Source organism: Telluria sp. AC161, assembly GCF_979258535.1.
The window spans coordinates 1,631,566-1,644,925 of record NZ_OZ409861.1; the positions used below are offsets into that span (position 1 = coordinate 1,631,566).

Genomic DNA, 13,360 nt, shown 5'->3' on the forward strand with positions numbered 1-13,360 from the left:
ATGATGACGATGCCCCACCTGTTTATTTGCTGCGTGCGCCCCGGGGCGCCGACGTTGCCCCTGTTGGGTTGCGCCTGCCAGGGCATGGTGCAGGGTTGACTGTGCGAATCGCGTACCTGATCCTCGCGCACGACCAGCCAGCGCATTTGCAGCGGCTGGTCGCGGCCCTGGCCGCGCCCGGTGCTGCATTCTTCGTGCACATCGACGCGAAGTCGGACCTGGCCGCATTTGCCGCACTGGCCCCGGCAGTCACGTTCTGCAAGCGCCGCGTCAATGGTGCCTGGGGCGATATTTCCCTGGTCAAGGCAACGCTGGAATTGATGCGGTGCGCAGCGGCCGCGCCAGGCGGCTTCGACCGTTATGTCTTGCTGAGCGGCGCCTGCTATCCGCTGTATACGCCCGCGGATATTCAGGCGTTTTTCGAGCGCCATCGCAGCACCGAGTTCATCGAGGCGTTTGCGCTGCCTGACACCCGGTATGGCAAGACGCTCGAGCGCATCGCGCGCGTGTCGATCCGCAAGAGCAAGCCGCTGGGCCGCTTTCGCTGGCCGCTGCAGCATTTCCTGAACAGGGTGCTGCCGCTGCGCGATTACCGCAAGGTATTGACAGGCGAGCTGGTCACCGGTTCGCAGTGGTGGTGCTTGAGCGGCGACGCCGTGAAGTATGTGCTGGACGTGACGGCGCGCGCGCCGCAGGTGTACCGGTTCTGCAAGCTGGTCGATTGTCCCGACGAATTCTATTTCCAGTACATCCTGTGGAATTCGCCGTTCAGAGCCAGCATCAGCCACAGCCTGACGTTCACCCGCTGGTCGCCCGGCAAGACGGGGCCGGACATGCTCGATGCCAGTTATCTGCCCCAGTTTGCGGGGCCGGTGATCCACGCATCCGAGTTCAAGAACAGCCCTGGCGAACGGCGCGAGGTGCTATTTGCGCGCAAGTTTTCCGCGGCATCTGCGCCCGTGCTCGACGCGATCGATGCCATGGCGGCAGGACGTCAGCCGGCCATGCGCGGCGAAGAAGAAATCAGCTCTAAATAAGGTAAAGAATGGCCCGAATTGATATTTTATTGCCAGTGAAAAACGGCAAGGACTACCTGGCGGAAGCGATCGACAGTGTCATCGCCCAGACCTACACCGACTGGCGCCTGCTGGTGCTCGATCACGGTTCGACCGATGGCAGCGTCGAGATGGCCCAGGCGTATCATGCGCGCGACCCGCGTATCGAGGTGCATTCGTTCCCGCAGGCGAAGGGCTTGTCCGGCCTGTTAAATTGCGGCATCGACATTGCCGACTGCGAATTCATCATGCGGCATGACGCCGATGATATTTGCCTGCCGGACCGCATGGCGCTGACACTGGCCGCGTTCGAGGCGCAGCCGGAATGCATCGTTGTCAGTGGCCAGGCCGACGTCATCGACGCTGCCGGTAACAAGCTCGACGATCTGCGCCTGCCGGTGGGCACGGCCCGCATCGGCGCGGCCAGCCTGTTCCGTAATCCGGTGTCGCATCCGGCCTCGACGTTGCGCTTCGACCCGGTCCAGAAGATGGGTGTGCGCTACGGTATCGACATTCTGAAAATCCTGCCCGAGAACGAGCGCATCGATGTGCCGTCGCTGGCGGAAGACTATTTCCTTTTCGGCCAGCTCGCGATCCTGGGTAAGGTGACCAATCTGCCGCAGAAACTGCTGAAATACCGCTGGCACGGCAAGAACGTCAGCATCACCAGTTTCACTGAACAGATGGAAGTCTCGCTGGCGATTTCGCGCTCGCTGACGCGCTCGTTCTGCACGATGCACAACTTGCCGTGGTTCGATCCGGCGCCGTTCTGCAACCACGGCGGCATCCTGATGGACGTCGGTGGCCAGCGCAACTTCGACGCCGAATTCGAGAACATGGCGCGCAGCGTGCGCAAGGTGTTTGGCGCGTCGCCCGAGATCGAACGCGAGCTGCGCTATCGCAAGGCGATTTCGACCCGCAACTGGGCCTCGCTGCTGTGGCGCTACAACCGCTTCCGTTCCGGCGATATCACCGAAACGGGCGAGTGGCACGCGGTGCGTGGCTGGCTCGTGCGCCGGTATCCGGGCAAGCGCCGCATCCGCGTCGCGCCGCAACTGGTCTAGTGGCAGTAGGGAATGGTAAAGAGATCAGTGCAACTGCTTAACTGGCTGAGGGAACCCTTCGGCGTTCCGACCTGGACCATCATGGCCCTGGTCGTCCTGAGCCTGTCCGTCGGCGCCGTGATCCCCATGTTTGGCGACAGCATGGGGTACCAGTTCGGCCGCCTGGCGGCGCTGCCTGCCTTGCTGCTGCTGGGTGTGCTGCTGATCTACGACTATAAAAAGCTGGTGATGCTGATCCTGCTGTTCCGCTCGGTCGGCGACATGGTGCTGGAATCGACGCAGTTCGGTATCGGCAGCGTGCGCATGGGTATCGGCGGCCTGATCAACCTGTTCGTGATCATCATCGCGTGCATGATGGTGATGGAAAAGCCGAAGGCGTTTCCTGGCCGGCTGGCGCGTTTCTGGTTGCCGTTTGTCGTGATGATGAGCGTGGGCCTGGTGCTGTCGTACGAAAAGACCAACGCGCTGAAAATGTATCTGGGCATCGTGTCCAACTTTGCGATCTTCATGATTGCGATTTACATCGTCCGCTCGAACGAGGACTTCAACAAGGCCATCCGCCTGGTGATGTATTCGTCGCTGCTGCCCACGCTGTATGCGCTCGTCGATATCGCGCTGCATATGCGCGGCGGGGACTTCCGCCTGCAGTCGACGTTCTCGCATCCGAACGTGCTGGCGTTCTACCTGACGCTGGTGCTGGTGCTGGGGCTGTACATGCTCAAGAGCCCGCTGTACAACATCACGCCGCGTGGGCGTATCGCCATCTGTATGTATATGCCGATGCTGATGGTGCAGCTACTGCTGACGCAGACGCGCAGCGCCTGGCTCGCGTGTTTCCTCGTGTTCGTGCTGTATGCACTGATCTTCAAGCGCAGCTATCTGCTGTACCTGCTGCTGCTGCCGTTGCTGCTGTTCGTGCCATCGGTGAACGAACGCCTGATGGACCTGGGGCAGGGCAACGAAGTGGTGCGCAACGCGCAGCTCAACTCGTTCGCGTGGCGCGTGATGCTGTGGGAATCGGCCATCGGCTGGATGGAAACCAAGCGCATGCTCCTCGGCTATGGACTGGACGGCTTTGGTTACCACGTGGGGACGTTCTTCCCGATGGACCGCACGATCCGGTGGGATGCGCACAATGTCTATGTGCAGTTCTTCTTCGAGATGGGTGCCGTCGGCTTGCTGTGCTACCTGTGGCTGTACGCCCGCGTGCTGGGCACGCTGCGCACACTGGCCCGCATCGATCCCGTGTCCGGGTTCCTGATGCTGGCCATCGTGATCCAGTATCTGATCGTGTCGTTCTCGGACAATATGTTCCGCTACCTGGTGTTCAACTGGTACCTCTGGTTCATTGTCGGCGGCGCGTGCGCGCTGGTGAACCTGCATCCAGTCAGCAAGGCGCGCACGGCCAGGGCCGGTGCAGCACGCCACGGGGCCGGTCTGTCTGGCCTGCCGGGCAATCATGAAGGAAAAGTATGAACATCGCGTACCTGGTGAACCAGTACCCCAAAATCAGCCACAGTTTCATCCGACGCGAAATCCTGGCGCTCGAGCGCCAGGGCTACAACGTGCAGCGCCTCGCCATGCGGGGCTGGAAAGATGAATTGCGCGACGAGGAAGACATCCGTGAGCGCGCTGTGACGCGCTATGTGCTCCAGGACGGCGCGCTGGCCATGGCCATGGACGTCGTGCGCATGGCCGTCAAGCGGCCGGGCCGGTTTGCTAAGGCGCTGGCCCTGGCCTGCAAGATCGGCTTGCGGGCCGATCGCCCGTTGCCGCTGCACCTGATCTACCTGGCAGAAGCCTGCCGGATCGTGCCGTGGATGGCGGCGCATGGCGCGCGCCACCTGCACGCGCACTTCGGTACCAATTCCACCGAAGTGGCGATGCTGGCGAGCATGCTCGGTGGCCCGGCCTACAGCTTCACCGTGCACGGGCCGGAAGAATTCGACAAGCCCGAACTGTTGTGGCTGGGTGAAAAGATCCGCCGTTCGGCGTTCGTGGTTGCCGTCAGCTCGTTTGGCCGCAGCCAGCTGTTCCGCTGGGCGGCTTACGCCGACTGGGCCAAGGTGCAGGTGGTTCACTGCGGCATCGACCCGGGCTTTCACGCAGTAGCGCCGCGCCCGAGCCCGGCTGCGCCGCGGCTGGTGTGCGTAGGCCGCCTGTGCGAGCAGAAGGGCCAGATGCTGCTGGTGCGGGCGGTCCAGGCCGTGGTGGCCAAAGGGATCCCGATCCATCTGGTGCTGGCCGGTGACGGCGAAATGCGCGGCGAGATCGAGGCGCTCATTGCCGCCAACAATCTGGGCAGCCACATCAGCATCACCGGCTGGATCAACGGCGACCAGGTGCGCGAAGAAATGCTGTCGGCGCGCGCCATGGTCTTGCCGAGCTTTGCCGAGGGCCTGCCGGTCGTGGTGATGGAAGCGATGGCGCTGCGGCGCCCGGTATTGACTACCTATATCGCCGGCATTCCCGAACTGGTGCGCCATGGCGAGACGGGCTGGCTGTTCCCGGCTGGCGATGTGGAGGCGCTCGCTGCCGCACTGGAAGCGTGCCTGGCGGCGACGCCGGCACAGCTCGAGGCGATGGGCGAAGCCGGCCATCGGCGCGTGCTGGCGCGCCACGCCGTCGACACCGAAGCGGCGAAACTGGCGCAACTGATGCGCCAGACCGGGGCTTGACGCGCATGCTGGCGGGCCCGTTGGCCCGCCGGTGCCGCTCGCTCACGACCGCAATTTTTTCGCACTCCGGGAACACGATTCATGATTAGCTGGACAAGAGATATCTACCTCAAGCTGCGCTGGCGTTTGAAAATGCTGGCGCTGCACACCAGGCGCGAACTGGACTGGCTGACACAAGGCCGGCGCTATGCGCGCCGCCAGCGTGCCGGCACCGGCGTGATCGTATCGCTGACGTCGTATCCGCCACGTTTTGGCACGCTGCACCTGACCCTGAAATCGTTGCTGTCGCAGTCCCATGTGGCCGATCGCACCATTTTGTGGATCGCGCGCGGCGACATGGCCGCGCTGCCACCGGCAGTGACGAAGCTGCGCGCCGCCGGACTGGAAATCGTCCCGTGCGACGACCTGAAGTCGTACAAGAAAATGATCCCGTTACTGCAGCAGGGCTGCAACGCGCCGATCGTGATTGCCGACGACGACGTCCATTACTGGCCGGACTGGCTGGCGCAACTGATGGCGGCGCGTGATCCTGCGCGGCTCGAGGTGATCTGCCACCGGATGCACCGCGTGAAGCTGGGCGCCGACGGGCTGCCTGTCGCTTACAACGAATGGGAGTTCGAGACGGCCAATACGGAATCGAGCACATTGAATTTCCCGACCGGGATCGGCGGCGTGCTGTATCCGCCGAATGTCTTCGGTTCTGAAGTGCTGAATGTCGACGCCTTCACGGCCCATTGCCCGCGCGGTGACGATATCTGGTTCTGGTGGATGGCGCGTGCCAACGGCGCCACCTTCAAGCGCGTGCCGCATCAACAAGAGATCCATACCTGGGAAGGCACCCAGGAGGTCGCGCTATGGAAAGACAATCTGGGCGCCATGATGAACGATAACCAGATCCGGGCGATGATCGGTGCCTACGGCTTTGATACAGAAAGAAAAACAACATAATGTCTGCAATGTCCAATGCGCGATGGCTGACGCTGTCGCAGGCTTCAAGAATCATCCTGCAGCTTATTTCGCTGACCATTCTCTCGCGGCTGCTGCCGCCTTCCGAATACGGTTTGCTGGCGATGGCAACCGTCGCCACCAATTTCGCCTTTCTGCTGCGCGACATGGGCACTGGCGCGGCCGTCGTGCAAAAGGAAAACCTGACCGAGCAGACCACGAGCACCGTGTTCTGGCTGAACATGGCGATGGGCTTGTTCCTGACGCTGGCCCTGGTCCTCGCATCGCCATTTCTGGCAGCGTACTTCCGTATCGACCGGCTGGCACCGGTGCTGTGCCTGCTGTCGATCGTGTTCCCGATCACCAGCGCCAGTGCCGTGCACCAGTCGCTGGTGGAGCGCCGGTCGGGCTTCAAGACGCTCGCGCGCATCGAGATCGTGTCATCGGTCGTCGGTCTCACGGTCGCCATCACGCTGGCCTATATGGGCTACGGCGTGTACAGCCTGGTGTGGAATTCACTGGTCTCGGCGGCGCTCTCGTCCACGCAATTGTGGCTGGCCAGCCCATGGCGGCCGAAGAAAATCTGGAGCGCGCCCGAACTGCGGTCCCTGTGGGGCTTCAGCGGCAATCTGACGGGTTTTAACTTCATTAACTTTTTCGCGCGCAACGCTGACAGCATGGTGATCGGCCGCGTATTGGGCTCGGTGCAGCTGGGCATTTACGGCCAGGCCTACAAGGTCATGATGTTCCCGTTGCAAAGCATGAGCTATGTCGCGGGCCGGGCCTTGTTCCCGGTGATGAGCCGGCAGCAGGCCGAGCGCGACAAAATGGCAGGGCTGTATTTCCGCGCGCTGGCCATGATCGCCACCCTGACGGCGCCGATGATGGCGGGTTTGTGGGTCTTGCGTGAGCCGTTCGTTGCCATCGCACTGGGCAAGCAGTGGGCGCAGGTTCCGATCGTTCTGGCCTGGCTGGCGCCGGTGGGCTTTCTGCAATCGCTGATTTCGACGACGGGTTCTGTCTTCATGTCGACGGGCCGCACCGATCTGATGATGCGACTGGGCCTGCTGGGCTCCGTGCTGCAGGTCGGCAGCTTTTTCATCGGTGTGAATTGGGGTATCGAGGGCGTTGCGGCCTGCTATCTGGTCGCCAATATCCTCAATGGTCTGCCGCACTTCTATTACGCGACGCGCGAATTGCACACGAGCCTGACCAGCCTGCTGCGCGTGATCTGGCAGCCCGTCATGTACTCGATGGTGATGGTCGCGGTCATTTATCCGCTGTTCAACATGCTGTCGAACGGCGGTCATGCACCGCAGACGATCCTGATTACCGTTACCCTGACGGGCGCCGTGATCTACGGGGCATTGACCCTGATGTTTTCGAAAGCAGTGGTACAGAGCTGCAAACAAATGATCGGCATGAAGGCCGGGTGATCGTGCCCGGCATGCTGCCCATCCCGCGCTGTTACACCTTATCGAGATCGACGACGTGCATATGGAAAACCTGATTACCGTTTATATACCCACCAAGAACCGCCTCGATCTGTTGAAGCGCGCCGTCAATTCGGTGTTGTCGCAGACGCACCGGCCGATCGAACTCATTATCGTGTCGGATGGGTCGACCGATGGCACGTGCGACTATGTGAACGGGCTGGACGAAAACATCGCGATCACGCTGATTCACAACGACACGTCGGTGGGCGCCTGCGCGGCGCGCAATCTGGCCATTCAGGTGGCGCGAGGCGAATTCATCACCGGTCTGGACGACGATGATATTTTTCTTCCGCACCGACTGGCGACCTTTCTGGCCGCCTGGCGGCGCCAGCAGGAAAGCGGCGTGCGCTTCTCGTGCCTGTTCGACCGGCGCATCATCAACGACGGCGACAGCGTGGCGCTGTGGGACACGCAAGCGTCGGTCTCGGCCGAAGAGATCGTCCAGTCGAACGCTGTCGGCAACCAGGTGTTTACCACGCCGCAGCGCATGAAGGACGCCGGCGCCTTCGATCCGGCGATGCCAGCGTGGCAGGACTGGGATATGTGGGTGCGGCTGATCAAGACCGGCGGCCCGGCGTACAGCATTCAGGCCAATACCTACATCATGGATATCTCGCACGAATTCGAGCGGATCACCAAGAAGTCGTCCGAGAAAATCGTTCGCGCTGCCCACCTGTTTTATGAAAAGCACTGCCAGCCCGGTGACCGGGCCGGCTTGCTGTATTCGCTGGCAGGGTACGACCAGATCCGGCTGACGCTCAGCGATCTGGGCGTCATGCTGCGCTCAAAACATGCCAAATTCGCGCTGAAGAAGATCAGGGCCGGCAAGTTCAAGATGTCGCTGGCCAATTCGATCCGCTAGATCGGCGGGCGCTTGCGGCCCCAGCGCTGCAACGCCGGCTATGGCGGCCAGATCTACCATCCAAAAATTCAATCGTTGTGTTATGCCGCCCAAATTGCCAGGGCAGGGCGCCGCGCGTAGCCTGAATTCGCTGGCACACACAACCCGACTTGAGGAGATCTGGCATGAACTTCTTCATGGTTACCACGAAATTCCCGCACGGCCTGTTGCACAGTTCCGAACTCGCTGGCAAGGTAAAGGCCGCGCACGAAGGCTACCGCAAGGCAGCGCCGTCGTTCGACATCGTATCGAGCTACAAGATCGACGCTGACACGACGATCGACATCGTCGAGGCAGACACCGAGGACGAGGCCCGCAAGGCAATTGCCGCGATCATGCACGCCACCGGCACCCACGTGAATATCGCGCCGATCCAGACCTTCCGGTCGCACATGCGTTCGCTGCGGACCGGCAAGAAGTAACCCACGGCCCGGGCCGCATCACCATGCTCGTCCATCCTGCGCACGCCTCCGGCGAGCACCCCTTGCCAGCACCTGCACGCACGCCGGCGCCGCGCGGTTTCGACGATGCGCTGTGGACCAGCATCGGCGACCTCATCTTCGGTCCGGAGCGCTGGGCCGCTGCGCCGGGTGAGGTAGCGGCGATCCTGCGCCTGCTACGGCTGGCACCGGGCGCAAGCGTGCTCGACATGCCATGTGGTACCGGACGGCACAGCATGGCGCTGGCGGCCGCCGGGCATCGGGTTGCCGGGGTGGACCGCTGCGAGCAATACCTGGCAGAAGCGGCGGTGCGATCGCAGGGCGCCGGGCTGACGGTCGACTGGGTTGCTGCCGACATGGGCGATTTCCGGCGTGCCGGCGCGTTCGACGCTGTTCTTAACCTGAACACGTCGTTTGGCTACTTTCGCGATGATGCCGACAACCTGCGGGTATTGCAGAACATGTACGTGTCATTGAAGAACGACGGGCAGATCCTGATCGACATCACCACGCGCGACCAGCTGTCGAGATCGTTCCATCCGTACAAGGTGCGCGACATCGACGGCGTTCGCTACGAGGAGATCACCCGGCTCGACCACGAGCACGGCTGGCTTTCCAAAGAGGTGATTGTCGCGCGGGACCACGAGCGACAGTCGCTGGCCTGGGGCCGCCGCATCTATGACACGGAGGAACTGGCCCGCCTGCTGGCCGCCGCCGGCTTCACGGCCGTGCAGTATTACGACGGCTTCGGCGGCAATGCCTACCACGCCGGCGCCGCCCGGCTGGCGCTGGTCGCCACGAAGACAAACCCTTAGCTGTCCATGCGCGGGAGGTGCAACCAGCACAATCCATACACACCACGGTAGCCCAGGCAACACCCACATCCAACCGAACGGGAGAATAAAATGAGCGATATTGCCGAAGTAACCAAGCCACTGTCGATTTGCGGTCTGCGCCGGGAAATTGATAACCGGCCGCAGTTGAAGTTCCGTCTTGCTTCCGCACTCAGCGAGGTGCTTGGCAAGGAACACCTGGCGCTGAGCGCCGGCGCACTTGGCAGCCTCAGCTTCTGCTCGTATGACGAACTGGAGAAGATGGGCGTGCGCCCGCCGCACGGCGAGTGGACTATCTGAGCGGTGCCCGCGATGATTGCACAGGAAACATTGTGCGAGCATCCATCCGCGACGGTCGCGTTTGAACCAGTCGGTTCCGGCGTCTACGTCGCGGATGCGCTCTCACCGGCGCGCTGCGCCGCCATCGTCAACGAGTTCCGCGGCCATGACCAGTGGAAGGCGGCCAAGATCACGCGCTATGAGTATGACGAAGCCACTGGTGCCGGACAGATGCGGGTGGTGCTCGATCCGGCCAGGCGGATCGCCGAGCGGGTACATTTCGCCGATGTCGATCTCGCCGACTTCCCCGCTGCCGGCGTGTTTTTCGACTTTGTCCGCCAGCAGGTGCTGCCATTCATCCACGGGGAATACGGGTTGGCGAGCGAGCAATTCGGGGAGGCGGAAATCGTGCGCTATCCGCCTGGTGGCGTTTTCATCCCGCATTCCGACTCCAACAAACTCAAACCGTACCGCGCGTTCAGCGTCATCCTCTACCTCAACGACAGCTTCACCGGAGGAGAAACGAGCTTTCCCACACTCGATTACCGCTGCGTGCCCAGGACCGGGCGCGTACTGCTGTTCCCGTCTCATCTGCTGCATGGCGGAGAAACCGTACGCGATGGTGAAAAGCAGATCATCGTGTTGTGGGTGTTCTACCCGGGCCACGTCGACAACTGAACCGGCTTGTTCAAGCCCGCTTCCTGAATCCGGGGAGCGGGTTGTCCCTTGATCGATGCCGGGCGCTACGCGGGGCGACCGAGCAGTTTTTTCAGCTGGCGCTTGATGAGCGCCTTGCTTTGTACTTTGAAGTGGCGCAGCTTGCCGACGACGGTCCAGAACGTATTGAGCTTGACGATCGATTCCGTCAGCCGGTAGTAGTGGGACGTGAACAGCTTGGCGTGGCTGCGCTGATTCAAGATCGAATACACGAGGCCACTCTCGCGGCTATCGATCAGCCGGTACGGCTCGGTCGCGATCAAAGGATGGATCGCCAGTGTATAGGCGACCGGCCCGGTCAACCTGAACGTGCCATGCGCACCGGTGTCATTGCGCCACGGCAGATAACGGTCGATATTGGCCAGCACCGACAGGATCACGGCGCGCAGGAATGGATGGCCCGGCGCGCAGATGATGTGCCACTGCTGGTATTCGCCGCGGTCGATATGCGCCAGCTCGCGGTGGATGCCCCAGCCGAGGCGGTCCAGGTTATCTGGATCGTCCCATTGCCCCAGCAGATAGCGATCCGACGGCGTAATGAAGTCGTCGAATGGGCGCGTCATCGTGCTCTTGATATCCAGGTAGGCGCCGCCGACTTTATACAGCAGCAGATAGCGGAACAGGTCAGCGCGCGCTGCACCGTAGTTTGGATTGATCCGCTCGTAATAGCGCAGAATCTTCGCGCCGTAGTGCTCCAGAATGAATTGCTTCATCATGGGCTCGTCGTACCGGGTGTGCGTCCAATCGGGATTGAGCCGCTTGATGAAGTCGACGTTGTTCGCCAGCTCTTCGGTAAAGGTCCGCGCGCCGAAAAAGCATTGGTGGATCTGCTTGGGAATGGCGTTCCCCATCGCGAAGACAGGGAGGTCGTATTTCTCGGCGCGGTTAGCCATTGCGTGCTTCGTGTTCAATCAATCTTCTCCTGATCCGGTCTGCAGCGTTCAAGCGCAACAATCCATTGCGCGCAACAGCGCGCCGTCACTGTCGCTGAATTTGCGCGCGAATAGCATCGGCCCACTGCCATAGACATCGTCGGCGCCAAATTGCGGTTTGGTGCGGAAGTAGTCCACGTGGCGTGCCGACATATTGGCCGGGCTGGCGCCGCCGGCGCTCCAGTCGGTATAGGTCAGGTTGCGCCTGACGTTGGCCATCAACGGTGAATTTCCCAGAATGGTATGCAGGAACGTCTCGTCCGCATATTGGGTTCCCTTGAAAAACCGGACCAGTGCCGGATTGCGCTCGGTGTAGTCGACGAGGTAGTCGCACGCCGCTCGCGTCAGCGCCCACCAGGTCGAGCCACCATAAGGGGTCAATGCGCCGAGTGCAGGCTGGTAATCGCGCACGCGCGGGATGATGCGGGCTTTGAGCAAGACGCGCAGGGTCAGGCGCTGCAGGGGCGACAAGGTCGGGCGCAGTGTGTACGTGGTCAGGCGCGCGAGTGGTTTGCCGGCCGCTGCAGAGGGCATCGGCACGAGATTGATGTATTCGGCGGCCGGCTCGTCGGCGAAGAACGCGTTGATGGACGCTGTCGGCCATAACGGATAATCGACGCCACTGAGCAGAACGAAGCGCGTGAAGGGGCCTGCGGCGAGTGCCGCTTTCATTAACAGCAGAATCGCTTCCACCTGGGAGAAGTCGCCCCAGTGCACGGCAACTGGCGCCGGCAATAGCGTGACGTCATCCGCCTTCAGGTGCGCAAATACACGTTGATCGGCTTTCTTGTCCACATGGATGAAGAACGCCGTTCCCTCCGAGCGCAGGCGCGCGATCAACCGCTGCAGGTGTGCGGGGTTGCCATGCGCCAGTAATAAATAAGCGATCAATTCTGTCTCCGTGTATTCCACGATGAAGTGTTCATCCCGTCGAAGGCGCAGACGCAGACGCAGGCACGTGTTTCAACTGACGGCATGGGCTCAATCGCGGCGTGGCTGGCGGTTGGCCAGTTGCGTCATCAATTCCGTCAGGCGCGCCGCAGCCGCCGGGAAGGTAAATTTGTCGAGCGACGCCTGGCGTGCATTGCGCGACAACGCGCCCCGCAGTGCGGCGTCTTCCCAGACCGTGCGCAGCGCGCGCACCATGGCCGGTACATCGTTCGGTGGCACCAGCAAGCCATCGACGCCGTCGACGACATAATCACCCGTCCCGGCGCAGGCAGTGGCCACCATGGGCACGCCGCGCATCATCGATTCGATGACCGTCACCTGGCCCGAAGGCGCATTCACGTCCGCGATGGGAATGACGTTCACGCGCGAGTGCAGCGCCAGCTGGTGGCATTGCGCCAGCGTCAGGTTGGAGCGAAAGCTCACGCAGGGCGGTGCCTGGATATGGGCGGTGGCGTGCGTCCCGGCGACGATGATCGTCTTGTAGCCCAGCTGCCCGGCAGCCTCGGCAAGCAGCGCGTAATCGCGGTTGGCTGTGCCCAGCGCAACGATATATGGGTCATCAAGCTCGTCCGTCCAGATATCGGTATCCGGCAATTCAGCGCTGAGCGGCACGAAGACAAAGCGCTCGCGCGGCAGCCCCAGCCAGGCGCTGTAGATATCGATCTCGGCCCGCGAATGCACGACAAACAGGTCGACCGCCGGCAGGCAGAAGCGGGCCAGCTTGCCCTTGATCCCGCCGTAAGGCTGGGCCAGGTTGAAGCACCACGCAATCAGTGGCACGTTCTTGCGGCCACTGAGCGTTTTGAGCAGCGCGACAATGACGGCCAGCTGCGGGAACGCCGTGACGATGCCGGTCGGGTGCTTGCCGAACGTTTGCCTGAAACCCCGCCAGCCGTGGCGCAGGTAATCGAACCATTCGCGGCGCGACGATACGGCGCGTGAACGGTCGTGATCGTAATCGGCCGGCACCTGCCGGGTGCGGTGCAGGCGTGCGTCGATGAACGGCATCAACCAGCCAGGCCAGGTAGTCTTAACGAACGGCGACAATACGAGCCAATCCATGCTGCAC

Annotated in this window: 14 protein-coding genes; 11 read left to right on the forward strand and 3 right to left on the reverse strand. The window is 62.1% G+C overall.

Features of this window, described 5'->3' with window-relative positions; all coding sequences use genetic code 11:
- Positions 1–101: 101 nt before the first annotated feature.
- From ACZ0AJ_RS07395 to ACZ0AJ_RS07445, 11 genes are all read left to right on the forward strand, one after another.
- Positions 102–1,037: a beta-1,6-N-acetylglucosaminyltransferase gene (locus tag ACZ0AJ_RS07395; RefSeq protein WP_499456754.1), complete on the forward strand. Its 936-nt coding sequence runs from the start codon at positions 102–104 to the stop codon at positions 1,035–1,037.
- Positions 1,038–1,072: 35 nt separating this feature from the next.
- Complete coding sequence (locus ACZ0AJ_RS07400) at positions 1,073–2,119, forward strand: glycosyltransferase family A protein (protein ID WP_499456756.1); 1,047 nt, start codon at positions 1,073–1,075, stop codon at positions 2,117–2,119.
- 81 nt (positions 2,120–2,200) lie between these two features.
- Positions 2,201–3,595: an O-antigen ligase family protein gene (locus ACZ0AJ_RS07405; protein ID WP_499454382.1), complete on the forward strand. Its 1,395-nt coding sequence runs from the start codon at positions 2,201–2,203 to the stop codon at positions 3,593–3,595.
- On the forward strand, positions 3,592–4,797 hold the full coding sequence (locus ACZ0AJ_RS07410; RefSeq protein WP_499454384.1) for a glycosyltransferase family 4 protein: 1,206 nt from the start codon (positions 3,592–3,594) through the stop codon (positions 4,795–4,797). Before ACZ0AJ_RS07405 ends, ACZ0AJ_RS07410 begins: the two co-directional genes overlap by 4 nt.
- Before the next feature lie 81 nt (positions 4,798–4,878).
- Complete coding sequence (locus ACZ0AJ_RS07415) at positions 4,879–5,745, forward strand: hypothetical protein (RefSeq protein ID WP_499453568.1); 867 nt, start codon at positions 4,879–4,881, stop codon at positions 5,743–5,745.
- A gap of 8 nt (positions 5,746–5,753) precedes the next feature.
- On the forward strand, positions 5,754–7,178 hold the full coding sequence (locus tag ACZ0AJ_RS07420) for an MOP flippase family protein (RefSeq protein ID WP_499453570.1): 1,425 nt from the start codon (positions 5,754–5,756) through the stop codon (positions 7,176–7,178).
- Between the two features lie 61 nt (positions 7,179–7,239).
- Positions 7,240–8,100, forward strand: a complete 861-nt coding sequence (locus tag ACZ0AJ_RS07425) for a glycosyltransferase (RefSeq protein ID WP_499453572.1) — start codon at positions 7,240–7,242, stop codon at positions 8,098–8,100.
- Between the two features lie 164 nt (positions 8,101–8,264).
- On the forward strand, positions 8,265–8,561 hold the full coding sequence (locus tag ACZ0AJ_RS07430; protein ID WP_499453574.1) for a hypothetical protein: 297 nt from the start codon (positions 8,265–8,267) through the stop codon (positions 8,559–8,561).
- Positions 8,562–8,584: 23 nt separating this feature from the next.
- Positions 8,585–9,394, forward strand: a complete 810-nt coding sequence (locus ACZ0AJ_RS07435; protein WP_499454388.1) for a class I SAM-dependent methyltransferase — start codon at positions 8,585–8,587, stop codon at positions 9,392–9,394.
- A 90-nt stretch (positions 9,395–9,484) separates the two neighbouring features.
- Positions 9,485–9,712: a hypothetical protein gene (locus ACZ0AJ_RS07440; protein WP_499453578.1), complete on the forward strand. Its 228-nt coding sequence runs from the start codon at positions 9,485–9,487 to the stop codon at positions 9,710–9,712.
- A gap of 12 nt (positions 9,713–9,724) precedes the next feature.
- Positions 9,725–10,369: a prolyl hydroxylase family protein gene (locus ACZ0AJ_RS07445; RefSeq protein ID WP_499453580.1), complete on the forward strand. Its 645-nt coding sequence runs from the start codon at positions 9,725–9,727 to the stop codon at positions 10,367–10,369.
- Between the two features lie 65 nt (positions 10,370–10,434).
- Here ACZ0AJ_RS07445 and ACZ0AJ_RS07450 read toward each other — a convergent pair whose 3' ends face one another.
- The 3 genes from ACZ0AJ_RS07450 to ACZ0AJ_RS07460 all read right to left on the reverse strand — a co-directional run bounded on the left by ACZ0AJ_RS07450 (position 10,435) and on the right by ACZ0AJ_RS07460 (position 13,353).
- Positions 10,435–11,319: a glycosyltransferase family 32 protein gene (locus ACZ0AJ_RS07450; RefSeq protein WP_499454391.1), complete on the reverse strand. Its 885-nt coding sequence runs from the start codon at positions 11,317–11,319 to the stop codon at positions 10,435–10,437.
- A gap of 30 nt (positions 11,320–11,349) precedes the next feature.
- Positions 11,350–12,252, reverse strand: a complete 903-nt coding sequence (locus ACZ0AJ_RS07455) for a beta-1,6-N-acetylglucosaminyltransferase (RefSeq protein ID WP_499454393.1) — start codon at positions 12,250–12,252, stop codon at positions 11,350–11,352.
- 69 nt (positions 12,253–12,321) lie between these two features.
- On the reverse strand, positions 12,322–13,353 hold the full coding sequence (locus tag ACZ0AJ_RS07460; protein ID WP_499453585.1) for a glycosyltransferase family 4 protein: 1,032 nt from the start codon (positions 13,351–13,353) through the stop codon (positions 12,322–12,324).
- Positions 13,354–13,360 lie beyond the last annotated feature (7 nt).

What these genes read in the sequence shown, in the direction of transcription:
- ACZ0AJ_RS07445 (WP_499453580.1), top strand. Translation starts at nt 9,725, where the DNA reads ATGATTGCACAGGAAACATTGTGCGAGCATCCATCCGCGACGGTCGCG.
- ACZ0AJ_RS07440 (WP_499453578.1), top strand. Translation starts at nt 9,485, where the DNA reads ATGAGCGATATTGCCGAAGTAACCAAGCCACTGTCGATTTGCGGTCTG.
- ACZ0AJ_RS07410 (WP_499454384.1), top strand. Translation starts at nt 3,592, where the DNA reads ATGAACATCGCGTACCTGGTGAACCAGTACCCCAAAATCAGCCACAGT.
- ACZ0AJ_RS07430 (WP_499453574.1), top strand. Translation starts at nt 8,265, where the DNA reads ATGAACTTCTTCATGGTTACCACGAAATTCCCGCACGGCCTGTTGCAC.
- ACZ0AJ_RS07415 (WP_499453568.1), top strand. Translation starts at nt 4,879, where the DNA reads ATGATTAGCTGGACAAGAGATATCTACCTCAAGCTGCGCTGGCGTTTG.
- ACZ0AJ_RS07435 (WP_499454388.1), top strand. Translation starts at nt 8,585, where the DNA reads ATGCTCGTCCATCCTGCGCACGCCTCCGGCGAGCACCCCTTGCCAGCA.
- ACZ0AJ_RS07405 (WP_499454382.1), top strand. Translation starts at nt 2,201, where the DNA reads ATGGCCCTGGTCGTCCTGAGCCTGTCCGTCGGCGCCGTGATCCCCATG.
- ACZ0AJ_RS07425 (WP_499453572.1), top strand. Translation starts at nt 7,240, where the DNA reads ATGGAAAACCTGATTACCGTTTATATACCCACCAAGAACCGCCTCGAT.
- ACZ0AJ_RS07420 (WP_499453570.1), top strand. Translation starts at nt 5,754, where the DNA reads ATGTCCAATGCGCGATGGCTGACGCTGTCGCAGGCTTCAAGAATCATC.
- ACZ0AJ_RS07460 (WP_499453585.1), bottom strand. Translation starts at nt 13,353, where the DNA reads ATGGATTGGCTCGTATTGTCGCCGTTCGTTAAGACTACCTGGCCTGGC.